Raw genomic sequence first — 26,748 nt, 5'->3', positions numbered from 1 at the left:
AATACCGGTCGCTGACCGCTGGCGTCAACCGAGATCTTCCGCAAGTCAGCCAACACTTGCGGCGGCTCTGGTCCTAACCGGCCGATCACGCGAATCGGACGCTCTTGTTGTCCTTCCAGCGTATAGCCGCCGCTGGCGTTTAAGTTGTTACGACGGACCGCATCTTCCACTTGCTTCAAGCTGACGCCGAAATCGAGCAGCGCCGTCGGATCGACTGCGACCTGATATTGCTTTTTCTCGCCTCCCAGTACGATTACTTCGGCGATGCCTGATATTTGCAATAGCCGCGGCCGCACGACCCAATCGGCGATGGTTCGCAATTGCATCGCTTGTTCAAAGTCGGAAAGGAACGGAACGTTATACGTCTCTCCCGCGACGACAACCCGAAAGCGGCGCGTCGTTTCTTCGCCCAGGACGTTCGAGGCAATATCGACCTCTCCCCAAGAGTCGATCGGCAACTCTTCCCAGTTCTGGGGTTGGCGGCGATCGACGGGGCGCCAAGCTTTCAGTCGCCCACTGGGGAGCAATTCGGCGAGTAACTTTGTCTCGCCGAGCGGGGCCAATTTACCGCCGCTGGGTCCCACTTGACGATGCACGCCGACATGCATGATTTGCCCCATGATCGATGTGGGCGGAGCGAGCAACGGTTGAATACCCTGCGGCATGACGCCGGCGACCATCGCCAGGCGTTCCTGAACAACCTGGCGAGCCGCACGGATCTCGGTATCCCACGCGAATTCGATGTAGATGACGACCAGTCCCGTACTCGACTGGCTGCGCACCCTCTGGCTAGTGTTGAATCGATCCGGCCATTCGACATTCGTTATTTTTTGATCGCTCCCCGTTTTCAACTGCGAGAATCGTGATGCTCAAAATTCCAGCCATCCGTTGGGGCAAGCCGTACGAATCGCTTGAGTTCGAAGATGTCGTTCACTTCGCCACCGGCGAGCCGATCGCCCAACTGAGCCAAGTGGGCGGCGGGCTTTTGAAACGGGATATGCGGTTCGCCCAAAAGGCCCGCGACGCGCTGCGTGAGATCCCGTCGAGCGAACTGCTGGAGATCTTGAAGAAAGCGGCCGAACTGTTCATGACCGCGACGTTGCCGATGGGCGACGGAACGCAGTCTCCGGCCGAGTTCGTCCATGCCCAAAGCGCCACCACCGGCCTGCCGGAAAACATGTGTCGCTTCAACATGGAGAAAAACGCCTACGCGCTGTCGAACATGAACTTGATCCTCGACTCGCTGACCCGCGGTCTGGATCTGGAGATTCTCTCGCGCGGCTACGGCAAAGAGGATCGCGGCGTCACCGTCAGCTATCAGGCGCAAAGCCCGGTGCTGGGGGCCGTGTTGCCTTCTAACTCGCCCGGCGTGCACACGTTGTGGCTGCCGGCGATTCCGTTGCAATTGGGGCTGGTGCTCAAGCCCGGCGGCAAAGAGCCGTGGACTCCCTATCGCATCTATTATGCGATGGTCGAAGCCGGCGTGCCGGCTGAAGCGTTCGGTTTGTATCCCGGCGCCGGCGGCGATGTCGGCGCGTCGTTGTTGGCGTCATGCGATCGCTCGATGGTCTTTGGCGGTCAGCAAACGATCGATCAGTATCATGGCAACCCGCGTGTTCAAGCGCACGGTCCCGGCTTCAGCAAAATTTTGCTGGGCGATGACGTGGTCGACGATTGGGAGCGCTATCTCGACTTGATGGTGCAAAGCGTCTTCGCCAACAGCGGTCGCAGCTGCATCAACGCGTCCGGCATCTGGGCTTCGCGCCACACGCAAGAGATCGCCTCGGCGATCGCCGAACGTATCGGCGGAGTCGAGCCGAAAGACCCGACCGATCCCGATGCGTCGCTGGCCGCGTTCACGCAAAAGGGAATGGCGCCCGCCGTGTGGAGCATGATCGAGCAAGACCTGGCCGAGTCAGGCGTAACCCACATGACCGAAAAGTTCGGGCCCCGTCTGGAAGAGCGCGAACTTTGCGACTACCTGAAGCCAATGGTCATCCATGCCGACAGCCCCGAACGAGCCGTCGCGAAGAAGGAATACATGTTCCCCTTCGTCAGCGTCGTCCAGTGCCCGCAGGATCAGATGATCAAGCAGATCGGCTATACGCTGGTCGGTACGGCGATCACCGGCGACGAAGCATGGACACGTCAGCTGACCGATGCGACCAACATCGACCGCTTGAACATCGGTCCGATTCCGACGATCAAGCTCGATTGGCTGCAGCCGCATGAAGGCAATCTGATCGAGTTCCTCTTCCGCAATCGCGCTTATCAAATGGCGCCGTTGGAAGTGGCCACGGTTTAAGCGAATAGATTTGCGTCGCCCGCCGTCATTGACCGCGGGCGATTTCGTAGGGAGACGCGGCTAAATCGAGTATCGCTGAAACGGAAGAGGCTTGCATGATCCCGTTTGATTTTCAACCGCGCACGCGGATCGTCTTTGGCCCCGGCGTGGTCGCCCAACTGGGCGTTTTGGCCGTTGAGCAAGGGGCGAAGCGCGTCTTGGTCGTCAGCGACCCCGGCGTCGTCAAAGCTGGCCACAGCCAAACAGGGATCGACTCGCTCACCGCCGCCGGTCTCGAAACCGTGCTGTTTGACGGCGTGCAAGAGAACCCGACGACCGCCAACGTCGACGCCGGCGTCGCCATGGCGAAGGAGACCGGCGCCCAGTTAATTGTCGGTCTCGGCGGCGGCAGTGCGATGGACTGCGCTAAAGGGATCAACTTTCTGCTGTCCAATGGAGGGCAGATGCAAGACTACTGGGGCGTCGGTAAAGCGACCCGCGAAATGCTGCCGATGATCGCCGTACCGACGACCGCTGGAACCGGCAGCGAAACGCAATCCTTCGCGCTGATCTCTGACGCCGAGACCCATGTGAAAATGGCGTGCGGCGATCCCAAAGCCAGCTGCAAGATTGCGCTGCTCGATCCAGAGCTGACCGTCACCCAGCCGCAACGCGTCACCGCACTGACCGGCATCGATGCGATCGCTCACGCCCTCGAAACCTTCGTCACGCGGCGTCGTAACAGTTGCAGTCTGGCGTTCAGTCGCGGCGCTTGGCGAATGCTGGCCAGCAACTATGCGCAAGTGCTGAAAGATCCAACCAACCTGGAAGCGCGCGGCGGGATGCAATTAGGCGCTTGCTTCGCCGGACTGGCGATTGAAAACTCGATGCTCGGCGCCGCGCATGCGTTGGCTAACCCGCTGACCTCGATGTTTGGCGTCGTGCACGGTCAAGCGGTCGCGGTGATGCTGCCGCACGTGATTCGCTACAACAGTCAACTGGTCGGCGATTGGTATCGTGAACTGTTGCAAGTCGACGTGCCGATCGAAGGCTTCCCCAGCGGCGACCATCCCGCAGCGCTGGCCGACTTTGTCACCCAACTCGTTTCGCAAGCCGACCTGGCGACCGACCTGACTTCGCTGGGCGTGGATCCCGACAGCACGACGCAACTGGGCGTCGACGCCGCCAAACAATGGACCGGGACCTTCAATCCCCGCGAAGTCGACGCGGCGTCGCTGAAGTCGCTCTACGACGCGGCGATGTAATCGTCATCACCGCTACCAATGCCCTAGCACTAACGGGGACCAGCCCCCCCAATCGCAGCCAAAACAGAGGCAACTTATGGCATTTCCTTCCTGATTCAAGCGTCTTGCCGCTCCTCCTGCGATTTCATGTTCCATATATCTCTGTGCGGTCTGTCACGTGTGAAACATACGGCCGATACGGATCGCGACTTTGCAGCGTTGGAATCGTGAAAAGAGGGAAAAATGCTCGGAATGATTGCGTCACGTTGGTTCACCTCGAAGGGATCAGCACCAGAACGAACAGAATCCGACCGCGAGCGTGATGAGCTTCAAGGACTGGCCGCTGCACTGGATCGATCCAGCGCCATCATCCACTTTTCGCTCGACGGCACAATCCTTTCAGCCAACGATAATTCCTTGCAAACGATGGGCTATTCGCGAGATGAAATCGTGGGAAAGCATCATCGAATTTTCGTCGAACCGCAGGACGCGGCCTCGCGCGAATATTCCCAATTTTGGGAGCAGCTGCGTCGCGGCGAATCGCACTCCGATCAATTCAAACGAATCGGCAAAGGAGGCCGCGAAGTCTACCTCCAAGCTTCGTACAATCCCATCTTGGACGCCGCAGGACGGCCAACCAAAGTCGTCAAGATTGCGACGGATATCACGCAAAAGGCGCTCTCTCAGCAGGAAGGAGCGAGAGCGATGAACATGCTCGAAAACCTGCCGATCAATATCATGTTCGCCGATCGCGACCTGGTCATTCGATATATCAATCACTCTTCGCGGGCCACGCTCGAAACAGTGGGACACTTGCTGCCGATTCCGGTCGATCGAATTCTGGGGGCCAATATTGATCAGTTCCATAAAAATCCGCAGCATCAACGGCAACTGTTGGCCAACCCCAACAACCTGCCGGTGAAGGCCAAATTCCCGCTGGGCCCCGAGATGATCGACCTGATGGTTCACCCTATCTACGACGACTCGCAAAACTATATCGGAACCATGGCCAGCTGGAATATTGTCACCCAAGAAGAGGCGCTGCGATCCCAGGCGGGCCAACTGGGGCAAGTGGGCCAAACGGTCGCCAGCAACGTCAACGACATGGCGGCCGCGATGCGCGAAGTCAGCGTCAACGTCAGCCGAACCGCCAGCCTGGCCGCAAGCGCCGAACAACAAGTGGTCGCTACCGATGATTCCATCCAACAACTGACCGATAGCAGCGGGCAGATTGAAGAAGTGATCGATCTGATCCGCGAGTTGGCGGACCAAACGAACCTCTTGGCCCTCAATGCGACGATTGAAGCGGCTCGTGCCGGGGACGCCGGACGCAGCTTTGCCGTGGTCGCCAGTGAAGTGAAATCTCTGGCGAGCGAAACGGCGAAAGCGACCCATACCATCGCCGAACGTGTCAGCGGCATTCGCGCGAACATCGAGTCGGTCGTCTCCGCCACGCGCGAGATCTCAGGCAGCGTCGCCGAAGTGAGTCAGAACAGCACCGCGGTCGCGGCGGCGATCGAAGAACAAGCGACCATTATCTCCGGCATGAAAACAACGGCCGGGGATCTCGTTCAACTCAGCGGCCAACTTCAGCAATTGTAGTCGCTGGCGAAAACAGCTGTGAGAGACTTCGAACAGCGCCGAGTCAAAGTCGGCGCCGCTCTTTTTACGCCCGATCGTGTGGACATCGGGGGAGCGAGGGCGGCGGAAATCGACACGATCCAGCACCAAAGGCGGGTTGAGTAGATCGCCAGAGTAGAGGGGACAACTTCCTAAACCTCACTCCTGCCTTGCGCGTTTTTTGTGCACAACATCTCGGCAATGCGCCCTCCTGCGCAAGACAATGGCAGCCCCCCCTTCTCCGTCCAACGCCTATCAGTTGCCAAGCTTGTCGCCGATGTCCCGGGTTTACGGCGATTTCTCCTTTTCTTGGCAATGATTCATCAATCAATCCGGGTTGGAACGCAGCTTGCTATGCGATGAGTGGGCAGGACGCTTTGCCTGTTTCCACGGCCGCCTCCGAAGCGGCCAGAAGATTGCACTTTCGCCATTTCATCACATTTTTTATCCATCGATTGGAAATTCTCTATGCCACACATCGCTACTTCTCGATCGCGAAATCGCGGTTTTACACTGGTCGAACTGTTGGTGGTGATCGCGATCATCGGCGTCCTGATCGCGTTGCTGTTGCCGGCTGTCCAACAAGCGCGCGAAGCGGCTCGTCGCATGAGTTGCAGCAATAACCTGAAGCAGATGGCCTTGGCCGCGCACATTTACCACGATACGAATCAGTCATTGCCTCCCGCCGGATTTGGTGAAGGCAGTACGCCGGAAGGCTGGGCTCGGAAAGCGTCATGGATGGTCCGCATCATGCCGGGCCTTGAATTGAGCGCCGCCTATGACGCCGCTCCGATGGTCAATTCGTCGTTTGACTTAGTCGACGCCGACTGGGGCGCTCCGGCCAAACATTGGCAAGTCGCATCCACGTTACGCGCCTCGGTTTTCAATTGCCCTTCGAGCCCGCTTCCTACCGTCCACAGCTACCCGACCAACGGCCCCACCCAGGCACTAGGTGCGCCCGAGGAAGTCGAAGTGCAAATTTCGGACTATGCAGGCAACGGCGGCACAGCCTATCTGGGCGGGACGCTGAGCGATCACCCGCACCAGTTTGGCGGGTATGGCGGATGGCACTGCGACAACGGGGTGATCTCGCTCGCACTGCGCGATCCTCCGACTGGCCAATCTTTTGACAACAGCATCCCCTCGTTCAAATCGATCATCGACGGTTTGTCCAACACAATTATGCTGGGTGAACAATCCAACTTTCATCAGGCCAATACGACGGGGGAACAAGACTCTCGCACCTCTAGCGCCCAAGGCGGCCTTTGGTCCTGTGCCAGCGGCACCGCCAGCAACCGCATCGCCAACCATGTCGTGACGCGATTTCCGATCAACTATTCAGGCACAGCCTGGCAAGCGCAGGGGAGTTGGTGGGAGCATTTCGCCAGTTGGAACAACACCGCGTTTCGTTCCGCACATCCCGGCGGCGCTCAGTTCGCGATGGCGGATGGATCGGTTCGCTTCATTTCCGAAACGGTTCGCTTTGAAGCTTACACGGCTTTCATGGATCGCGCCGATGGAAGCGTGATCAGCGAATAATGCTTGCGGCGCCGGTTCAATAACATCTTCGCTGGAATCTCCTTCCTGCTTCGCCGGATTAACTTGTCGTCCGGCGAAGCCGCATTTGACGCTTCCCTCAACGGTCTCCATAAAAATGAAATCATCCAGCAAGTCTTTCGAAATCCTCTCCGCCGCGGTCCTGTGCTTTTTCCTGCCTGGCTGTTTTGGCGGCGGCGGTCCCCCGACGGGACACGTGGTCGGCGTCGTCTTGGACTCAGGGCAGCCGATTGCAAATGCGGAAGTCGCCTTTTTCCCCCAAGTCGAAGGACGCGTTTCGTACGGATCGACCGATGAGCAAGGGCGCTTCGAACTCACCTACTCCGACGACATCCAAGGCGCCGTAGTCGGAGAACACCGTGTCAAAATTTCCACTTCCGGCTCTGCTCCCCAAAGAGAGTCTGCCTCGGCTCCCAATTATCGCGCGCTGGCCCGACCCATGAAGCGAGCAGGTCCGCAAACATGGAATTGGCCAGAAACGGTCAGCGTACTCGCAGGCGAAAATGAGCTCACCTTCGAGGTCGCCGACATCCAATAGCACCGCGCGTCATTACCAAAGGGGGCAGCCGCCGGTAGAACGCTTGATGGGCCGGCAGTCTGGCGAGATCCGTCACCATCTCGCCAAGCCCAGGGCAACAACTCCATCCCGCAGATTACGAGGCGAAAGTAAGGCCCATTTCCCGCAGGTGCTGTGCTTGGCCCGCACGGGGCGTTGTGAAAGTGTCCGCCGCAAATCTTCGTTTCAACCTCTCAAGATCGTTCCGCGGGGGAACCCAACCTTGAGAGTCGTCCCACCGCGTTCGACTGGTCAACGTTAGACGGCCAGCCGAGCACTGTTCCGGCCAAGAGTTTCGTTAGCGCCGAGACCTCTTCGCAACTGCTTTCGGCACATCGATCTCGAGCGACATTGCGTCGCCGGCGATCTCGTGCTCTTGGATAAACTCGGGAAAGAGCGGATGCCCTAAAAACTCGCCCCCCAGCAGCTCCTCTTTCTCAGCAGCCGTTGGCTCGGCGCCGTCAAAGCCAGTGATCTTGAGCGTGTAGAGACCAGCTACCGGCGCCTTGTCGGCGGCGGTAGCGAAGCGTCCCTCTTGAATGATGGCGAAACCGGTAGGCGCCTGATTTCCGACCGACGCGGTCGGCACAAACCAAATCGCTCCGCGCGAGATCGGCTCTCCCTGATAGGTGACGGTTCCTGAGACCATCGTCCGCTGAAATCCATCACTACGTCCACAACCGGCGATCATGACCGTGATCCCAAGAAAGCCGGCGAGCCCATACGCTCGATTTTTAATCTGCATCGCGACGGCCCCTTTCTAGTTCGTCAAACCACCGACAGGTCCGCCGTCATTACGCACGCCGAGCTGTTGATAGAGAACCAGATTGACCGTTTCGCCCATGAAATGGACCGATCCGTCGGCATAAACAAACTGACAACCGCCGGGATGTTTGCTGCCGAAGGTGGTTTGCCAAATCACATGAGGATGCACGCCGGCGGTCGCCAAATCTTTGGCGCGGTTAATGGGGTTTTTGGTCGCCGCTACGTTGTTCAGATATCCATTGACCGTGGAATGGGTTCGAGCGCCTTGCGCCCAACCATGATGCGTGGGAGTACTGTTGTCCCCCAGGTATTGATCGATCGACTCGCCGATGATCACCGTGTTGGTCGTACCATCGGTGATGTCGCGCATGCCGGTCGCCGAATTTTGAAATAAGAGACCATTGTCATAAATCTCGTAAGGCGAGGTCTGACGAGCGACGCTGCCATCGGCTCCAACTCCCCCCATGACGCCAAAATAGTTGTTTTGCAACAACCGCAAAGTCTCGCGCGGAAAACTCGGACATTGATACGCTTCGTTCGGCAGATTTTGAAAGACCGAATTAGTCACCGTCGTCTGATTGATATGCGATGCAAAGTTCGTCTTAAAATTGAACTGACCATGCCGATTACCCTGCTCGATGTAGGGCAACAGCAAGACCGTCCACGGCGCCATCGTGCCATCCGGATCGTTGCTCGACTTGGGTGGATACTCGGTTTTGGTCGTCAAGTTACCAGACGGAAATGAACCGTGCGTGTCATGGTAGTTGTGCAGCGCCAAACCAAGCTGTTTCATGTTGTTGCTGCAACTCATCCGGCGGGCCGCTTCGCGAGCCTGCTGCACGGCCGGCAATAACAAAGCGATTAAGACGCCGATGATCGCGATGACCACCAGCAATTCGACCAGCGTAAAACCAGTTCGAGGCGTTTTCCTGGTAAACACGGCAAGACTTTCTGAGAAAAGAGGGGAAGAGATGAGATAAGGCATTTCAAGCAACCGCCGGCCCAAGAGAGCGCCGGCTGGATTTTATAATATACAAAAAAACATTACACTCTGCAACGAGCGTATAGGTTTTTGCAATCAGATCCCACCCGCCCCTCTTCTTAGGGGCTGCCGATTACCTTCCGCCGATCGACTCCGCCGCTTATGGGCCCCGTTTCCATAATTTCGCTGGCAGACGGCTCCGATTCGGTCCATGTTTAACTACATCAGGGCGATTTCCACTATCCACGGGACATCCCCTCGAAGACACTATCAAGATCAGCTATCACCGATGCGTCCCAGCACGGAGGACCGAGACATGAGCTTCAAATACAGTTATTTGCGCGTCCGTGACAACAATGAAGTCGTCGTCGCCGACTTCCAGCAGTCGTCTATCTTGGACGAGGCGGCGATCGAACGGATCGGCGTCGAATTCGATCGCCTAGTTTTAGAGGCGGTTACCGCCAAAAAGCTGCTCGTTAATTTCCGCGGGGTCGAATACATGTCGTCAGCGATGATCGGCAAACTGATCCATCTGTCGAAGAAGTGCAAAGAGGCCAAGGTCAAACTGAAATTGTGCGGAGTCGGCCCCAAAATCAACGAGATCTTCCAATTAATGAAGTTGAACAAAGTGTTCGACATCCAGAAGGACGAAAAAGGGGCGATCGAAGCGTTCAATAGTCCTTCGCTCAGCAACTGGTTCGGGCTGAAATCGTAATCCGACGCTAGCACCTACGGCAGTTCGCTCTTTCCCCTACGTCGTGGTCTCACTAGAATCCCCCGCTGTCGCTCGTCGTTAGCGCTGATTCTCCGCCTGCTCTACGTAGCCCTGAAAGTTCGTTCATGTCGTCCGGATCGCCTGACGAATCCGCCGCTGACCGCTCGATGCTAGCGATGCCGCTCGCCGAGTTGACGCGCGTCGTCGTTCGTAATCCGGTGACCGTGATCGTGATCGGTCTGTTGATCGCCGTCGCTTCGGTCATCGGCGCCGCCAAGTCGCTGGGCTTCCGCACCAGCCGACTCGATCTGATCAATCCCAATAGCAACTACAACCAACTCTGGCTCGAATATCTCGAACAATTTGGCGCGGATGACGATGTCGTGGTCGTCGTCGAAGGTAACGCCAAAGAGAACGTCTCGCCGGTGCTGGAAGCGCTCTACAGCCGGCTCTCGGCGAATCGCGAATCGTTCTACGCCGTGCTGCACGAACGAGGCCTGGCCAATGTCCGCGCCAAAGGGCTGCATTATGTGCCGCCGGATGAACTCGCCGAAATGGAAGGCGAACTCGCGGCGCTTCAGCCGGTGTTGAGCGGACAGTGGGAAGCGATCTCCTTTGATCGACTTCTCTGGGGCGCCAATCAACGACTGCTGATCGATTCTCCCCAACAGAAACAAGCGGCCGCCGCCGAGATGAATCGTCTGGCCGACGGACTGCTGCATGCGCTGCGCGAAGATGGATCGAACACGTCCATTTGGGATGAGCCGCACGAGTCGCTTTCGGTCATGAGCCAACTCGACTCCGAGTATTTCACCGCCAACGAAGGACGAATGGGGTTCGTCCTGTTGCGTCTGGTCAAAAATGAATCGAGCTTCTCCCAAGGCGGCGAAGCGATTCGTCGTCTGCGCGGAATCATCCGCAATGTGCAAGCAGGCCATCCCGAAGTGCAAATTGGCCTGACCGGTTTGCCCGTCATGGAAAATGACGAGATGGAGGGGAGCCAAAAAGACATGATCCTGTCGAGCGTGCTCAGTTTGATCGGCGTCGCGGTGCTGTTTATCGCCGGCTTTGGCGGTTTGCGACATCCGCTGCTGGCGGTCGGCACGCTGATCGTCGGTCTGGCCTGGAGCTTTGGCTTTGTCACGATCTCGATTGGCCACCTGAATATTTTGAGCGTTTCGTTCGGCGTCATCTTGATCGGGCTGGGGATCGACTTCGGCGTTCACTATGTCGCCAAGTATCTGCAACTGCGCCAACGAATCGGCGATAGCGGCGAAGCGCTGATCGAAACGTCGCGCCGCGTCGGGCCCGGCATCGTGACCGGAGCCGCAACGACATCAATCGCTTTTTTCACCGCCGCGCTGACCGAATTTACCGGCGTCGCCGAACTGGGCGTGATCGCCGGCGGCGGCATTATCGTCTGCCTGATCGGAGCCTTTACGCTGTTGCCGGCCATGATTGTTTTGGCCGATCGCAATCGCAATCGCTATCTCCTGCCGAATCCGCTGCGGATTGACGGCTGGATCGCACCGATGATGCAAGCGCCCCGTGCGACGTTGATCGCGTCGCTCGCGTTGTGCCTCTTTCTCTCGACCGGCGCTTCGAAGCTTTACTACGACCACAACCTGCTCAACTTGCAAGCGCAAGGACTCGAGAGCGTCGAGTGGGAAAAGAAACTGCTAGAAGAGACCGATCGCAGCGTTTGGTTCGCATTGTCCATCGCCGGCAGTCGCCAAGAGCTGATCGCGCGGAAAGAGGCGTTCGAGAAGCTCGCGAACGTCGATCATGTCGAAGAGATCGCTTCGTTGCTGCCGCCGGATGACGAGCAACGGACGTCACAGATTGAACGGATTCGCTCGCGGTTGACCAACTTGCCCGAGTATCCTCCGGCTCTGCCGATTCCGCCGGCGCCGCAACTGGCGCAGATCTTGGCCCAAGCGCAACAACTGCTGCCAGGCGACGACGCGACCGCGCTGCAAGCACGCCGCCGGATCGGCCAGGCGCGAGAGCTGCTAAGAACGATGCCGCAAGCGAACTACGAAGCGCTGATGCGTTCGTTGCAACAACGGTCCGCCGGCGAGTTGCTGACGCGAATGCATTCGCTCTACGCGGTGTCAGACCCCGAGACGCCGGATGTGGACGATTTTCCCGAAGCGCTCGTGACCCGGTTCGTCGGCAAAAACAACCAATACTTGCTGCGGATCTATCCCAACGGCGATATCTGGGATATGGAATCGCTGGCCAACTTCGTGCACGAAGTGCAGTCGGTCGATTCGCAAGTCACCGGCCAGCCGCTGCAGACCTATTACGCTTCGCGGCAAATGCAAAAGAGCTATGTCCACGCGGCGATTTATTCACTGCTCGCGGTGTTGATCGTGCTGATTCTCGACTTCCGCAGCTTGCGGCATTCGCTGCTGGCGCTCACGCCGGTTGGGTTTGGCGGCGCGATGTTGTTCGGCATTCAAGGGTTCATGGATATTCCTTTGAACCCGGCCAATATGATCGTGCTGCCGTTGATCCTGGGAATCGGCATCGACGACGGCGTGCATGTGCTGCACGACTTTCGCTGCCAGGCAGGCAAGAGATATCGGATCTCGGCATCGACCGCCGCGGCCGTGCTCATCACGTCGCTAACCACCATGATCGGTTTCGGCTCGCTGATGCTGGCCGATCACCAAGGGCTGCAAAGCTTGGGTCGCGTACTCACTATCGGCGTGACCTGCTGCTTATTCACGTCGCTGATCGTGCTGCCGGCGTTTCTCTCGACGATCACCTGGAATTTGAAAACAGAAGAATCGAGCCGCAAACAAAAACCGGAAGCGACACGTAAACGAATTCGCCCCGGCCTATTAAGCGACTTTGACAAAGACGCCCCCCCCGCAAAAGGGATTCGCGCCGCCGATTCCTCGCTAGGAGGCCAGCAATCGGATGTACCGCCGAAGAAAGTTGCCGCCGACGATGGCGACCAAGAGTCGGATCGAGCGACCATTATCCCGGTACGCCGCTCCCCCAGATAGAACCCCCAGAACGCGGGATCAGAGAATGGTCCTTTCCCGCGAGCGTCAGGCACGCTAAAATTTGGGATTCGTAACCACCGACCTGCAAAGTTAAGCAGTACCAGGAAAATAGAAAATGGCCAAACCGCACCGCAAATTGAAAAAAGCCAATCATGGCGCACGTCCTGCCAGCGCCAAAGCCCGCAAAGCCAAACGTCGCTCGATCAAGACCTAGTCTCGTCCCGCTTGTTGGGATTTTCAAGTTTCGCTGACCGCCTGCGGAGGAGTGTGGCGCCGTGCCGCGCGAAGAATACATCCTCGATCCCGCGACGATCGACTGCAACACCGTCATCGCTGATATTGAAGCGATTCGCGAGTTGAACCCTCAACGCTTCGAAATGGAGCAGTTGACGGCGATCGTCTACGAAGACACCGAGAAAGACATCTGCGTCGGATACTTGGATCTGACGGAAGATGAATTCTGGGTTCGTGGACATATGCCTGGTTTTCCGCTGATGCCTGGCGTTTTGATGTGCGAAGCGGCCGCTCAGGTCAGCTCGTGGTACGTCACGCGCCACAACCTGATGGGCGACTATCAGCTCGGGTTCGGCGGACTCGATCAGGTCAAATTTCGCGGCATCGTACAACCAGGCAAACGCTTGGTGATCGTGCTGCAAAAGACCAAAGGCCGCGCCGGTCGGATCATCGTTTGCCGTTTTCAGGCGTTCATTGACGAACGCCTGGTTTGCGAGGGAGAGATCCGCGGCGTTCCTCTTCCGAAAAATCTGTAATCGGCCCCGTCTCTTTCGTAGTTCATCATGGGCCGCAAAACGCTTCCGAAACTCAATCCCAGCGTCGACTTCAGTCGCAACTTTCGCACGGCCGAACTAGTGCCGCGTCCTTGGGACCCTGAAGCGCTGTTCGGGCGAATCGCTCCGCTAGAAATCGAAGTCGGCTGCGGCAAGGGATTGTTCCTGCGCAACGCATCTGCTGGATCGCCTGAGCGCGACTTTCTCGGGATCGAGATCGCTTTCAAGTACGCCGAATTCGCCGGCTATCGCCTGGCGAAAGAAGGTCGCACCAACGCCGTCATGATTCACGGCGATGGGCAGAAGCTCTTTCCCGAGGTTATTCCCGACGCAACAGCCGCCGCAGTGCATGTTTATTTCCCCGATCCTTGGTGGAAGAAGCGTCACCATCGCCGTCGCGTGATGAACGAGACTTTCTCGAAAGAGATTGAGCGCGTGCTGATTCCCGGTGGTATCCTGCACTTCTGGACCGATGTCGAAGAGTACTTTGACATGACGGTCCAGTTACTGCATGACAATACGCAGCTCGCAGGGCCGCTGCCGGTGGACGAACGTCCCGCCGAGCACGATCTCGATTACCGCACCCACTTTGAACGCCGCATGCGCAAGAACGACCTCGACGTCTTCCGCAGCGAATTCCGGAAGCCGGCGTAACGCTACGCCTTCTTCGGCTCCTTCTCTGGCTGTTCACTACGCGGCGCGATGATGATCATCCCGCACATTCGGCAGCGAAAACTGTCGCTGCGAAACGGTCCCAGGCGCAGTGCGAAGTCCGAACCGACCACCGGCTCATCGCCGCCGGCCAATATGCGTTCAAGCATCGAACGATCCAGAATGCGCCACTTAATCGGCGCGTAAGAAGTAATCATCCCGTACTCCATCGGCGCCGCGCAGTCGGGGCAATCGCGAACCGGTCGGTCCGGCGAATCGCGATGGGGCGAAGCGAAGGGGTTCTCGGCGTCGCTGTTTTTAGAAGAGTCAGTCATGGCTTCTGCAATAGCGCTGCGATGTCACGATTGCCGTGAAGAATACGGGCTATTTCAATTCCAGCATTCAACGGCAAATAAAAGACGACGTAATTCCCGAGGATACTTCGCCGAAAAGATAGTTTACTATTTCATCCAGATCGGATTCCGCAGCCGCCGAGAGCTGATAGAACATTTAGCCCCCCAGCTCATGACGTTCTTTAATCCTTTGAAATACGTCTTTCTTCAGCGACGCAACATCTTCCTCCGTACGGATCTCCCGAAAGCGCCCAGCACGCAAATCCGCGAGGCCGACCTCTAGCTTTGCATTCACTTCCGCCAGGGCCGCCGCCTGTTGGTCAAACTGCTCCAACGCCTCCTCCACAATCTGCTGCGGGCTGTCGTACTTGCCGCTGGCCAGATGCTTTTGAATCAGCGACTCGGTTTTTTCGCTTAACCGTAGGTCCATGGCGACACTCATCCAAACCGGTGAATTGGTAAATCGGCTCTCATTATTCTATGCTAAACAACGTATTCCGCCGAATCTTCTTCGCAGGTAAGCTCCGCTCATGCAACTTCGCCCGTTAGGTCACACCGGAATTCAAGTCAGCGAATTGTCGCTCGGCGGACTATATACGTCCTCTTTGGGGGGCGGAGGGGACGAAACCGTCCAACTGTTGTCGGCCGCGGCCGAAATGGGAATCAACTACTGCGACACCGCGCCCGCCTACGCCGACAGTGAAGCGACGCTCGGCAAAGCGCTGCAAGAGTCGGGCAAGCCGTTCATCGTCTCGACCAAGTTTGGCGGTCGACCAACGCCCTTCGATCCGCAAAACGTCGCCCAACTGAAAGAATCGTTGGCCGAAAGCCGCCGCTTGCTGGGTCGCGACCAGATCGACATCCTGCTGATTCATGAGCCCGATCGTCCGTTGCAATACAACTGGTGGAACAGTTTTCGCCCCCTCGCTGGCCCGGTCCTCGATCTGCTGCAAGAGCTGAAAGCGTCAGGCCAGGTGAAAGCGATCGGCCTGGCCGGCACCACCGTCGCCGAGATGACGTCGCTGGTCCGCACCGGTCTGTTCGACGTGTTGCTGACGGCGTTCAACTACAATCTGCTCTTTCGCGAAGCGGAAGAAGAACTGCTGCCGGCGGCCAAAGAGCAAGGGATGGGCGTCATCATCGGCTCGGCGCTGGGGCAAGGCTTTTTGAGTCGACGGTTCGACAAAGAAGTGTTAGATCGCCCCTACTGGATGAGCCGCCGCCGCCGCGAACAATTGCTGCGGCTTTATACGTTTGTCGAAGAGACCGGTTTCGATTTGCCCGAACTTTGCCTTCGCTTTGTGCTGAGTAACCCCGATATTTCGACGGTGCTGATCGGCGCCAAAACGCGACAGCAGTTAGAAGCAAGCGTCAACGGCGCGAAACTAGGGCCGCTAGAGCCGGAAACGCTGGAACAACTGCACGAACTCGCAACGATGCTGCCGCATCGGCCGTATGAAGAGCCGATGATCTTGCCATTAGGGAAGCAGTATTATGGTCCCGGCATCGCCAATATGGGCGGCGCGGTCCAAGTTGGCAAAAGTTAGCATCCCGCCAGAAAGTCGCTCCCTCCGTTGGCTTGCTGCTTGCGATCCTTTATCCTGATAGACGCTGCGAGTTGGGTAAAGTTGAACGGGCCGCCGATCTTTGGCGGCCGGCCATCACGGAAGGGACCTCATCATGACTGATCTGCAACGGCTGCTCTGTAACTTGGCGCTAGGGATTTCGACGCTCGCGGCGCTCGGCGGATGTACTCCTTCGTCTGACCAAGCATCTTCGCCGGCGTCGAATGTCAGTGCGCCAGACATCTCCTTGGGCGAAACCGCCCCACCGGCCGAGACGCCTGAGAAAAAGCCCGCCGAGATGAAACCGGAAGCCACCCAACCTACTGCCGAGAAGAAAGCCTTCGATATGAGCGACGTGCCGTTGATCCCTCGCCGCAAGTTTTTTGGCAATCCCGAGAAAGCCCGTGCGCGTTTGAGCCCCGATGGAACGAAGCTTGCTTATCTGGCGCCGGTCGACGGCGTGCTCAACGTCTGGGTCGGCTCGTCCGCATCGCTGGGCAAAGACGCCAAACCGATTACCGAGGACACGCATCGCGGCATTCGCAGCTTTAGCTGGTCGTACACCAACAACCATGTGCTGTATACGCAAGACAAGGATGGGGACGAAAACTTCCACATCTACGCCGTCAATCTGACGACGGACGAAATCAAAGACCTCACGCCGCTCGAAAAAATTCGTGCCGAGATTGACAACGTCAGCGAGAACTTCCCCAACGAGATATTGATCGGGCTGAACGATCGCAACCCGCAATTGCATGACCTGTATCGTCTGAATGTCGAGACCGGCGAAAAAGAACTGCTGCAAGAGAACCCCGGCTTCGCCGGCTTTTTGACCGATGACAACTACAAGGTCCGCTTTGCGATGACCTACACGCCGGACGCCGGTCAGATGTATCTGACGCCGACCGAAACCGACGGCAAAGAAGACTGGAAAGAGTTCCTGAAGATCGACGCCGCCGACGCGATGACGACCGGCATCGCCGGCTTCGACAAAAGCGGCGACATTGCGTATATGTACGACAGCCGCGATCGGAACACCGCCGCGCTCAAGTCGCTGGATCTCAAGACCGGCGAAGAGAAGCTGATCGCCGAGAATGACAAAGCCGACATCTCCGGCGTGCTGACTCACCCGACCGAAAAAACGATCCAAGCGGTCGCCTTTAACTACGAACGGCAAACGTGGGACATTTTGGATAAATCGCTGGAAGCCGACTTTGCGTTTCTCAAAGAACAAGAAGATGGCGAAATCCAAGTCACCAGCCGCACGCTGAAAGACGATCTGTGGACCGTCGCCTACGTGCGTGATGACGGCCCGATCGACTTCTATCTGTACCATCGCGGCGACGAGAAGAAGGCGGAGTTCCTGTTCTCGAGTCAGCCCGAACTAGCCGAGCTGCCGCTGGTCAAGATGCACCCGGTGGTGATCGACGCTCGCGACGGCTTGAAGCTGGTCAGCTATCTGACGTTGCCGAAAGGCTCGAACCCCGACGGCGGCATCAAGACGACCCAGCCGCTGCCGCTGGTGCTGGATGTCCACGGCGGACCTTGGGCTCGCGATGACTGGGGTTTTAACCCGATGCATCAACTACTGGCCAACCGTGGTTACGCGGTCCTCTCGGTCAACTATCGCGGTTCGACGGGGTTTGGCAAAGACTTTTTGAACGCCGCCAACAAAGAGTGGGCCGGCAAGATGCATGACGATTTGCTGGACGCCGTCGATTGGGCGACCGCCCAGGGAATCGCCGATCCCGACAAGGTCGCGATCATGGGCGGCAGCTACGGCGGATACGCGACGTTGGTTGGCTTGACCTACACGCCTGAGAAGTTCTGCTGCGGCGTCGACATTGTCGGCCCGTCAAGCTTAGTGACGCTGCTGAACAACGTCCCGCCCTATTGGATGCCGTTCATGCCGGTGATGAAGGATCGCGTTGGCGATCATGAGAGCGAAGAGGGAATCAAATTCCTCAATAGCCGTTCGCCGCTCAACTTTGTCAACAAGATCACCAAGCCGCTTTTGATCGGCCAAGGCGCCAACGACCCGCGGGTCAAACAAGCCGAAGCGGATCAGATTGTCAAAGCGATGGAAGAGAAAAATATCCCCGTCACGTACGTACTGTTCCCTGAAGAAGGGCACGGTTTCGCGAAACCGGAAAATCGTTTCGCGTTCAACGCCGTGACCGAAGCCTTTTTGGCCGAAAATCTGGGGGGACGCTTTGAACCGATCGGCGACGCGTTTGTCGGCGCCAAGCTAGAAATCCCCGCCGGCGCCGCCGACGTTCCCGGCGTAGAAGCAGCGTTACAAAAATAGCCTTGCGAAAGGCTTTCGCCTCTCGCTTTATGATTCAACGATGAATCTACCGCTGCTTAGCAAGTACCTGGGCGTCGTGACGCTGCTCTTAGCGGCGGCGATGTTGTTTGCGCTGCCATGGGCCATCCCTTGGCTGGGACATGGCGCGCATTTTGATACTCGCGGTTTTTTCGCCGTCTTGTCGTCGGCGGCGATCGCGGCGACGCTCGGCGGCGGCATGTTGCTGGCCGGGCGCAACGCGCACGGGCCTCTCTATCGTCGCGAAGCGATTGCGATTGTCGGAATCAGCTGGTTGATCTTTACCTTTGTCGGCGCCCTCCCCTTTATCTTGGGACATGTCAAAGGGAGCGATAGCCGCGAGCGCATCGTACGCTTGGTCGTCGATGATCTGTTTGAGTCGGCGTCGGGTTTTACCGGAGCCGGCGCGACGATCATGAACGACATCGAAGACGAGAGCATGCTGCCGAAGTGCCTGCTCTTCTGGCGCAGCGAGACCCACTTTGTCGGCGGCCTCGGAATCATGGTGCTGTTTGTCGCGCTGCTCGGTCAAGGATCGGCCGGCAAGGCGCTGCTGATGACCGAATCAGTCGGTCCGCAGGGAGAAGTCGGCACGTCCCGTTCGCAACATAGCGCCTGGATTTTCGCCGGAATCTACGTCGGGCTGAACGTCATCCTCACGATCCTCTTGATGATCGAAGGGATGAACCTGTTTGATGCGCTTTGTCATTCCTTCGGCACGATCGCCACCGGCGGACTTTCCACCTACAACGCCAGCGTCGCTCATTTCCAGAATATCACGATTGAAATGACGATCGGCACGTTCATGATGATCGCGTGCGTCAACTTCTCGCTGCTGTACGCGGTGCTGCTGGGTCAATGGACTCGGCTTTGGATCAATACCGAACTTTGGGCCTATCTCGCGATCCTGTTCGGCGTCATCGGCGCCGTGATGATCGCGGGACTTTGGCATCATGACTTTCCGGATGTCGGGACCGCGTTCCGTTATAGCTACTTCAATGTCATCTCGGTCCAAACCAATACCGGCTTCGGCACCAACGACTTTGACCATTGGAACGAATTCAGCCGCGGCATGTTGTTTGTCATTATGTTCGTCGGCGGCTGCGCCGGCAGCACCAGCTGCAGCTTGAAGGTGATTCGTCACGTCGTGCTTTGGAAGTCCCTTTACATTTACATGCTGAAGACGTTTCGCCCGCGTTTGATCACCACGATGCGTTTGAACGGCAAAGCGGTCGAAGATTCCGACGAATTGACGAACGAAGTCTTCATCTATTTCGGCATGATCGGCTTCGTTTTTATCACCGCTTGGATGATGCTGCTGTTTCTCGAGCCCGACCAGGCCTGGCTCGAAGCGGGGCACTCGCCGCCGGTCAAGATGCTCGACTGCGCGACCGGTGTGGCCGCGTGTATCAACGGCGTCGGCCCTGGATTGGGCGCGCTTGGCCCGTCAAAAAACTTCTCTGGATTCTCGATCGGCAGCAAGCTGGTTTTCACCGCGCTGATGCTGCTGGGGCGGATTGAGATTTTCCCGCTGCTGGTGATCTTTACTCCCGGCTTATGGCGGCGCCCGACGACCTGATCGGCGACGCGACATCTGCACAACGGCGCGGCATCCGCGAAATCGGCACGCTCCGCTTCGCTGAGCATTCCGGAGTCACCGGCGACCATTCTTTGTCCGCATCGGCGCAACCTCCTTCCATTGCAATGGTTAGCGAGGCCTCTTTCGGCGCGCCGCAAGTCTGATTTCTGCGGCACATGACTTGCTTTTCCTACGAACGGCCCCGCGGCCCGTTCTCCCAGTCATCCCCTCTTTCGATACGAGCAGAGTCATGATCTCCCCCGATCCGCAAACCATCGTCGTCGTCGGCAACGGCATGGTCGGCCATCGATTCGTCGAAAACATGATCGAAATGGACATCGCTCAAAGGTATCGGATCGTTACGTTTTGCGAAGAGCCGCGCGCCGCGTACGATCGGGTCGGACTGACTTCCTTTTTCGCTCATCGCGACGCCGAAAAGCTGATGCTCGCCCGCTTGGATTGGTACAAGCAACACGAAGTCGAGCTGCACATCGGCGATCGAGCCAATCGGATCGACCGCGCAGCGCAAATCGTCTATTCGGATCGGGGAGCGGCGATTCACTATGACCATCTTGTGATGGCGACCGGCTCGTATCCGTTTGTCCCGGATCTGCCCGGCGTGAAACATCACGGAGTCTTCGTCTATCGCACGATCGAGGACTTGGAACGCATCATCGAATACGGCAAGAAAAGTAAGCGGTGCGCTGTGATCGGCGGGGGGCTCCTTGGGTTAGAAGCGGCCAAAGCGGCGCATGATCTCGATCTGGAAACGTTCGTTATTGAATACAACGGCCGCGTCATGCCGCGCCAGCTGGACGAAGCAGGCTCAAAGATGCTGATCGAGAAGATCACGTCACTCGGCCTGAAAGTGCTGCTGAACAAAGGAACCAAAGAGATCCGCGGCGATGGTCATGTGCAACAGATCCTCTTTACCGACGGAACGACGCTGGACGTCGACATGATTATCATCTCGGCCGGAATTCGTCCGCGTGACGAACTCGCGAAAGATTCGCAACTCGAACTGGGTAAGCGCGGAGGCGTCGTCGTGAACGAGCGTCTGCAATCTTCGGATCCAAACATCTACGCGATCGGCGAGATCGCGTCGTACGCCGGCATGATCTATGGCCTGGTCGCTCCTGGTTATGACATGGCCGAGATCGCCGCCGCCAACTTCTGCGGACAAGAGCGGACGTTTAATGGCGCCGACATGTCGACCAAACTCAAACTGATGGGCTGCGACGTCGCCAGCTTTGGCCAGTACAACTTGCCGGCCGAAGAAGCCCGACCGCTCGTCTGGGAAGACCCATTCAAAGGGATCTACAAAAAGCTGTTATTTACGCCGGACGGCTCGCGTTTGCTCGGCGGCATGCTGGTCGGCGACGCTTCTGACTACGGCACGCTGCTGATCCTCAGCAAGAGCGACGCTCCCTTGCCTTGCGATCCGGCGACTTTGATCGGCGCCGGCGGCAGCGGTGACAAAAGCGCGATCGGCGGCGTCGCCGACATGCCCGACAGCGCCCAGATTTGCTCCTGCAACAACGTCACCAAGGGACGCATTTGCGAAGCGATTCGTGACGAAGGAATCGACAACGTCGGCGACTTAAAGATGTGCACCAAAGCAGGCACCGGTTGCGGCGGCTGCATGCCGCTGGTCACCGATCTGCTGGCCGCCGAGTTGAAAGCGGCCGGCAAGGCCGCCAACACCGACCTGTGCGAACACTTCGCTCACACGCGACAAGAGCTGTACGAGATCGTCCAGCTAAAAGAGATCAAGTCATTCAACGACCTGATCGCCCAACATGGTCGTGGCCACGGCTGCGAAATATGCAAGCCGGCGGTCGCATCGATCCTGGCCTCTTTGTGGAACGATCAGATCCTGGAGCCGGAGCATCAAACGTTGCAAGACTCGAATGATCGCTTCTTGGCGAACATTCAACGCGGCGGGTCCTACTCGGTCGTTCCGCGCGTTCCCGGCGGCGAGATTACGCCCGAGAAGTTGATCGTGCTGGGCGAAGTCGCCAAAAAATACAAGCTCTACACCAAGATCACCGGCGGACAACGCGTCGATCTGTTCGGCGCTCAAGCGTACGAACTGCCGGAGATCTGGGAAGAACTGGTCAACGCCGGATTCGAGAGCGGTCACGCCTACGGCAAATCGGTGCGGACGGTCAAAAGCTGCGTCGGTTCGACCTGGTGCCGCTATGGCATCGGCGACTCGGTCGGCTTTGCGATCGCGATCGAAGAACGATATCGCGGGCTCCGTTCGCCCCACAAGCTGAAGTTCGCCGTCTCTGGCTGCGTCCGCGAGTGCGCCGAAGCCCAGTGCAAAGATGTCGGCCTGATCGCAACCGAGAACGGCTACAACCTTTACGTCTGCGGCAACGGCGGCACCAAGCCGCGACATGCCGACCTACTGATCGCCGACATCGACGAAGCGACCGCGATCACGTACATCGATCGCTTTCTGATTTACTACATCCGCACGGCCGATAAATTGATGCGGACCGCGACCTGGATGGAGAAGCTGGAAGGTGGTCTCGAACATCTGAAAGCCGTCGTCATCGACGACAAATTAGGGGTCGCCGAAGAGTTGGAAAAGCAGATGCAGTATCTGGTCGACACCTACAAGTGCGAATGGAAAGAAGTGGTGAACAATCCGGAGAAGCGCAAGTGGTTCCGCCAGTTCGCCAATACCGACGAGCATCAGCTGGATATCGAGCTGATCGAGCAGCGCGATCAAGCGCGGCCTGCCGACTGGCCGAAAGAAAACGTCGCGCTGGTCGAATTGAAGGGATTAAACGGCGAAACGATCGATCACAACGGCCAGGCCAATCTGCGCAGTTGGGTTCGCGTAGGGGCAGTCGCCGATTTCCCACTCGATGGCGGCTCGGCGATCAAATATGGCCAAACGCAGATCGCCGTCTTCAACTTCGCGAGCCAGGGAAATTGGTACGCGTGCCAAAATATGTGCCCGCACAAGAACGCGTTCGTCTTATCACGCGGCATGATCGGCACCGCCGGCGAAACGCCGAAGGTCGCTTGTCCGCTGCACAAAAAGACCTTCTCACTGGAATCGGGGGAATGTCTGACCGGCGAAGAATACGCCGTGAAAACCTTCCCGGTAAAGATCGAAGCGGACGGCGTCTACTTAGAACTGCCGCCAGAAACGGTCCTCGACGCGGAACTTGCAACCGACAAGCATTGCATCCGCGGCTGCGACGCGGTCAAAGCATTGCAATTGGCGGAAGCGTAGAAAGAAAAGCGGAATGCGGAACTTTTGCAGACGGGGTCGAGATTCAGCGAAAGCGACGCGAGTCAAACTTCCGAGCGATGTCATAGTCCGCGTCTAGCGGATTATTCGTGATTGAATCGTCTTCCATATCTCACTCGCTTGGACGTTCGTTTCTCGTTGCGATCCGCCGCGCGCCACTCTCGCGGCCACTCGTTTAATCGCAGTGCTCTCGTCTGGCAGCCCTAGGAAAACCAAATAGGTTCGGTAGCCTACTTTAGCTCTTTCAGCCATCGAGCCTAGCTTCGTGTCGCCAACGTTGTTTCCCAAGCAAACGATTTTCGCATCGCGGCCAACTCTTGCAGACGGTCCAGCATGATTCGTTCCGCCTCAAACGCGGCGCCTTCCGGTGCGTACGCCGAGAGTCCTTGGGCAATCACGTCCGCGTTCACAAACTCGCGTACGCTCAAATGATCACCATAACGCTTGGTGCTTGCATCATGTTCATTGGCGAGCCCAACGGTCCCGACTAATCGACCCCATAGTGCTCGACCTGTTCCCAATACGAGTCAAACGTATCGGCTGGGTGAAAGTCAGGGCTGTTGTCGATGTCGTGGCACTTGATGCAGGTTTGACGCGCCGTTTCGAGCGGCAGTTGCATCGACTTGCGAAGCTCGGCGATCTTTTCATCCGAGAGCATCAACTCGCCTTGTTCGGCGGCGACGTGATCGGCGCCGGGACCGTGGCAGTTTTCGCAACCGACGCCGGCCATCAGCGGCGTTTCTTCAAGCGAGAGATAGCCCGACTTGTACGGAACGTACTGCGACTGATTCCAACCGACGACATGACACGCGATGCACTCTGGATCAAAGTTGCGCGCAACTTCGAAACGTTCCGGCGGGTGAACAAGCGTCTCCGTCGCATGTGCATGCGGCGTATTTTCCCAGATCTCCATCGCCGTCGTATGGCATTCGCCGCAGACCTGGCTGCCGACAAACTGGCGCCCGGTCGGATGCTCGATCGGTTTGATCCCCAGACCTTCCCAACCGAGCGCTTCAAGCTGCTGTTGGTAGTTGGCCAGCAAGGTCATCATCTCGTCAGAATCGGGGAAACGAGCGTCGAGCGGAACTCGTTCGTATTTCAGCTCTTCCGCATGGTCGCCGTAAAGGCCGACGACGCCGGCGAACATGCCTTTGACGCCGACCTGAACCATTTGTGAGTCGGTCCCTTCGATCTTTTCCATCTCCAAGGTCGGTTCGCCGGCGCCGCCAGCCGATACGATCAGGCGAAAACCAGGAAACTTCCGCGCATACTCGCGGCTCTCCTCGAGCGAAGCGCTCGCCAATAGCACGTACAAATCGCATTGGGCCGCTTCCAACTCGGGCCAAACCGCTGCTAGCCCTTCGAGCGCTGGCTGGAATTCGACTTCATCATTCGCGACCTCGCCGCGACGGCTATCGCCAAAGACGCCGGTGACGCCGATCTTCAAGCCATCTTTTTCGAGGATGCGATAGCGGGGAGTGACGCCCAGCAAGCTGGCGTTGGCGGCGAAATAGCGAGCATTATCGGGATTTTGGTCTGCGACGGCGACAAAGACTTCGTCCACCGAAAGCCGCAGGTCATCGGGACCAAAGGTGATCGCGTCGTATTTCATCTGCTTGATCGCATTGGCGGTCGTCTGAAATTTGATCTCGGCCTGACGACCAAATCGACGGACTTGATTACCGGCGTCGAGCGCGACGACGTCCCAGCCCCGCTCTTCTCGCAATTGCTGCAAAAATGTAAAGCGGCGGTTGAGTCCCCCTTTTTGATTGGTGAGCCCGGTGCAACCGCAAGGCTCGATATAGCCATGCTGCTCACCGGTCAAAAAGAGAGCGAGTCGCGGCTTGGTCCAACCGGCGAACAGCTCCCGCGCGGGAAGCGGCGGAGGATCTTCGCTGGCCGCAGGAGAATCGGTCGCAGCCGGTTTTTCCATGTGCGGATCCTGCGGCGTTTCCTCACCCATCGCCGGCGGCGACTGCTTAGGCGCGTTGGTCACCGCAACTTCGACCGGCGAAGCGGCGCTGGTCGGCGGCGCTGCGGGCCCTCCCGTCTCGGTCTTTTGGCAGCCAATAACCAAGGCAAAAGTGAGTGTAAGGAGAACCAGAGTCGCTGGGAGAGTGCGGACTGGGATCGTCAACATGAAATGGCCCTGCTTGCCGAAAGGTGCGCGATTGGTGCGGCCCCTCCTTTCGCCCTGGCGTAGGCGGGGTCAACAATCCCTTTCTTCTACCGGATTTTCCCGATTTACTCCACCGCGAAATAGAGCCGTAAGCTGACTTCCTCGGTTTGTGGATTTCCCTTTACTCCCAGGCGAATCTCACCTAATTTGCCGGTTTCTCCTGCCAAAAAGGAAGCCGATGGCGTACCGGGGGGGATCGAAAGCGTGAGCGGATAGAGGACAGCCGTTTCGTTCAGCTTCTTTTTCTCGCCCAATTTCGCCTGGATGAAATCGGGAAACACTTTCGCGATACTCAACTCGGTCTCGTCACGATGGGGCCCTTTGACCAACACATTGACCACGACTTTTTTCCCTTTTTCGCCAGAGACGGTCCCTAGCATCATGACATTCTTGTCTTGGTCAATCTTGACCGCCGAGATGAAGTTGATGTCGCCCCCCACTTGAACCGAGATCGGCAACGTCAGCATTTTGGCTTCGGGATCGTTGGTCGTAATTTCCGCACGAAACTTGGTTGCGCCAATCGGTAAACCTTTCGGGAGAAAGATTTCTACTTTGCCGCCGCTGCGGCCTCCGTCGGTCGCCTTTAATTCTTCGGCGCTGAGTGGAACAATCTTCGCCGTCGCTTTGCCCGAATCGTCGCCCACCAACTTGACGCCGGTCAGCTGGAAGTCGTCGCTGACGACCGAGACGACGTCCACGGCGGCTGAGAGGTCGTCGCCGGCGGTGACGTGACCAAAATTCACTTCGTTGGGGTTCATGTAGATGGCCCGCACGACGGCGCCATGAATGCGTAGCTCCAGCTCTGGTTTGCGCGGGTCGTTGGTGCGCAACGTCGCCGTTTGCATGAATGACTCGGCGTAGGCGATGGGGTGCCATTCCAACTCTACCTCGACCGTTTCACCGGGAGGTATCATCTTCTTGGCCAACGTGCTGAGCGTGCACTTGCACGTGGTGCCGGCCTCTTCTAATTGCAGCGGCGCATCGCCGTCGTTGCGAATCAGGAAAGTATGCTTTTCGGTCGCGTCGACATTCATTTTGCCAAACTCGAAGACGGCGTCGCCGACAATGACCGCGTTGGGCATCGGATCATCGGACGATTGCACGCGCTCGACCTGCGGCTGCGTGACCGATCCAAAATCATTGGACGCAGTCCACTGAGGGAGCGTGGAAGCGGCGCCGATCGCAACGCCGATGAACAGACTGGCAACCAAAACAAGCAAAGGTCGCATCGGACTCAGCTCCTACAACGGGAGGTGTTCAGAATGAATTTTGGGAAAAGGGAATCCTTCTAGGATA

Annotated in this window: 22 protein-coding genes; 14 read left to right on the top strand and 8 right to left on the bottom strand. The window is 57.7% G+C overall.

The genetic code is table 11. The features are described from left to right. A partial coding sequence (locus DSM3645_RS06045; RefSeq protein ID WP_040351645.1) for an efflux RND transporter permease subunit occupies positions 1-782 on the bottom strand: 782 nt, incomplete at its 3' end. Between the two features lie 83 nt (positions 783-865). On the opposite strand from DSM3645_RS06045, the gene DSM3645_RS06040 reads away from it, so the two are divergent. The 5 genes from DSM3645_RS06040 to DSM3645_RS06020 all read left to right on the top strand — a co-directional run bounded on the left by DSM3645_RS06040 (position 866) and on the right by DSM3645_RS06020 (position 7,243). Continuing rightward, complete coding sequence (locus DSM3645_RS06040) at positions 866-2,305, top strand: aldehyde dehydrogenase family protein (RefSeq protein ID WP_002651183.1); 1,440 nt, start codon at positions 866-868, stop codon at positions 2,303-2,305. A 95-nt stretch (positions 2,306-2,400) separates the two neighbouring features. Continuing rightward, positions 2,401-3,549, top strand: a complete 1,149-nt coding sequence (locus DSM3645_RS06035; protein WP_002651182.1) for an iron-containing alcohol dehydrogenase — start codon at positions 2,401-2,403, stop codon at positions 3,547-3,549. Positions 3,550-3,771: 222 nt separating this feature from the next. Beyond that, the gene (locus tag DSM3645_RS06030; protein ID WP_002651181.1) at positions 3,772-5,130 is read left to right on the top strand and encodes a methyl-accepting chemotaxis protein; all 1,359 of its coding nucleotides are present in this window, start codon (positions 3,772-3,774) and stop codon (positions 5,128-5,130) included. Between the two features lie 486 nt (positions 5,131-5,616). Further along, positions 5,617-6,687: a DUF1559 domain-containing protein gene (locus tag DSM3645_RS06025; protein ID WP_002651180.1), complete on the top strand. Its 1,071-nt coding sequence runs from the start codon at positions 5,617-5,619 to the stop codon at positions 6,685-6,687. Positions 6,688-6,802: 115 nt separating this feature from the next. Next, positions 6,803-7,243 carry a carboxypeptidase-like regulatory domain-containing protein gene (locus DSM3645_RS06020; protein ID WP_002651179.1) on the top strand — a complete coding sequence of 147 codons (441 nt, stop codon included), beginning with the start codon at positions 6,803-6,805 and terminating at the stop codon, positions 7,241-7,243. 316 nt (positions 7,244-7,559) lie between these two features. Here DSM3645_RS06020 and DSM3645_RS06015 read toward each other — a convergent pair whose 3' ends face one another. Further along, positions 7,560-8,006, bottom strand: coding sequence for a hypothetical protein (locus DSM3645_RS06015; RefSeq protein WP_002651178.1), 447 nt, complete (start codon positions 8,004-8,006; stop codon positions 7,560-7,562). A 15-nt stretch (positions 8,007-8,021) separates the two neighbouring features. Then, entirely contained in the window at positions 8,022-8,966 is a 945-nt protein-coding gene (locus DSM3645_RS06010) for a DUF1559 domain-containing protein (RefSeq protein WP_002651177.1), read from the bottom strand. 358 nt (positions 8,967-9,324) lie between these two features. Here DSM3645_RS06010 and DSM3645_RS06005 point away from each other — a divergent pair, with 358 nt between their 5' ends. The 5 genes from DSM3645_RS06005 to trmB all read left to right on the top strand — a co-directional run bounded on the left by DSM3645_RS06005 (position 9,325) and on the right by trmB (position 14,182). Further along, positions 9,325-9,723 (top strand): STAS domain-containing protein, encoded by a 399-nt coding sequence (locus DSM3645_RS06005; RefSeq protein WP_002651176.1) that lies wholly within the window; start codon positions 9,325-9,327, stop codon positions 9,721-9,723. Between the two features lie 125 nt (positions 9,724-9,848). Next, a complete protein-coding gene (locus DSM3645_RS06000; protein ID WP_002651175.1) occupies positions 9,849-12,740 on the top strand; it encodes an MMPL family transporter in 2,892 nt (963 codons plus the stop codon). A gap of 115 nt (positions 12,741-12,855) precedes the next feature. Further along, entirely contained in the window at positions 12,856-12,954 is a 99-nt protein-coding gene (locus DSM3645_RS31775) for a 50S ribosomal protein bL37 (RefSeq protein WP_002651174.1), read from the top strand. A gap of 61 nt (positions 12,955-13,015) precedes the next feature. Continuing rightward, the gene (locus DSM3645_RS05995) at positions 13,016-13,510 is read left to right on the top strand and encodes a 3-hydroxyacyl-ACP dehydratase FabZ family protein (protein WP_002651173.1); all 495 of its coding nucleotides are present in this window, start codon (positions 13,016-13,018) and stop codon (positions 13,508-13,510) included. Positions 13,511-13,537: 27 nt separating this feature from the next. Next, positions 13,538-14,182, top strand: a complete 645-nt coding sequence (gene trmB / locus DSM3645_RS05990) for a tRNA (guanosine(46)-N7)-methyltransferase TrmB (protein ID WP_002651172.1) — start codon at positions 13,538-13,540, stop codon at positions 14,180-14,182. Positions 14,183-14,184: 2 nt separating this feature from the next. On the opposite strand, the gene DSM3645_RS05985 is transcribed toward trmB, so the two are convergent. Together DSM3645_RS05985 and DSM3645_RS05980 are read right to left on the bottom strand one after the other, a co-directional pair. Next, complete coding sequence (locus DSM3645_RS05985) at positions 14,185-14,514, bottom strand: PF20097 family protein (RefSeq protein ID WP_002651171.1); 330 nt, start codon at positions 14,512-14,514, stop codon at positions 14,185-14,187. Between the two features lie 175 nt (positions 14,515-14,689). Continuing rightward, positions 14,690-14,962 carry a ribbon-helix-helix domain-containing protein gene (locus tag DSM3645_RS05980; RefSeq protein ID WP_131282274.1) on the bottom strand — a complete coding sequence of 91 codons (273 nt, stop codon included), beginning with the start codon at positions 14,960-14,962 and terminating at the stop codon, positions 14,690-14,692. A 100-nt stretch (positions 14,963-15,062) separates the two neighbouring features. On the opposite strand from DSM3645_RS05980, the gene DSM3645_RS05975 reads away from it, so the two are divergent. From DSM3645_RS05975 to nirB, 4 genes are all read left to right on the top strand, one after another. Next, a complete protein-coding gene (locus DSM3645_RS05975) occupies positions 15,063-16,079 on the top strand; it encodes an aldo/keto reductase (protein ID WP_002651169.1) in 1,017 nt (338 codons plus the stop codon). A 133-nt stretch (positions 16,080-16,212) separates the two neighbouring features. Beyond that, the gene (locus DSM3645_RS05970) at positions 16,213-18,405 is read left to right on the top strand and encodes an alpha/beta hydrolase family protein (protein WP_002651168.1); all 2,193 of its coding nucleotides are present in this window, start codon (positions 16,213-16,215) and stop codon (positions 18,403-18,405) included. 40 nt (positions 18,406-18,445) lie between these two features. Next, the gene (locus DSM3645_RS05965) at positions 18,446-20,002 is read left to right on the top strand and encodes a TrkH family potassium uptake protein (RefSeq protein WP_002651167.1); all 1,557 of its coding nucleotides are present in this window, start codon (positions 18,446-18,448) and stop codon (positions 20,000-20,002) included. A 250-nt stretch (positions 20,003-20,252) separates the two neighbouring features. Further along, a complete protein-coding gene (nirB, locus tag DSM3645_RS05955; RefSeq protein ID WP_002651165.1) occupies positions 20,253-23,255 on the top strand; it encodes a nitrite reductase large subunit NirB in 3,003 nt (1,000 codons plus the stop codon). A gap of 275 nt (positions 23,256-23,530) precedes the next feature. On the opposite strand, the gene DSM3645_RS30405 is transcribed toward nirB, so the two are convergent. From DSM3645_RS30405 to DSM3645_RS05940, 3 genes are all read right to left on the bottom strand, one after another. After that, positions 23,531-23,701 (bottom strand): hypothetical protein, encoded by a 171-nt coding sequence (locus tag DSM3645_RS30405; protein WP_154657800.1) that lies wholly within the window; start codon positions 23,699-23,701, stop codon positions 23,531-23,533. 59 nt (positions 23,702-23,760) lie between these two features. After that, positions 23,761-25,413: a multiheme c-type cytochrome gene (locus DSM3645_RS05945; RefSeq protein WP_050769315.1), complete on the bottom strand. Its 1,653-nt coding sequence runs from the start codon at positions 25,411-25,413 to the stop codon at positions 23,761-23,763. Positions 25,414-25,517: 104 nt separating this feature from the next. Further along, the gene (locus DSM3645_RS05940) at positions 25,518-26,681 is read right to left on the bottom strand and encodes a DUF1573 domain-containing protein (protein WP_002651161.1); all 1,164 of its coding nucleotides are present in this window, start codon (positions 26,679-26,681) and stop codon (positions 25,518-25,520) included. Positions 26,682-26,748 lie beyond the last annotated feature (67 nt).

The organism is Blastopirellula marina DSM 3645 (genome assembly GCF_000153105.1).
Lineage (GTDB): Bacteria > Planctomycetota > Planctomycetia > Pirellulales > Pirellulaceae > Blastopirellula > Blastopirellula marina.
Note: the sequence above shows the minus strand (reverse complement) of the source record. Positions and strands in the feature narration are given on the sequence as shown.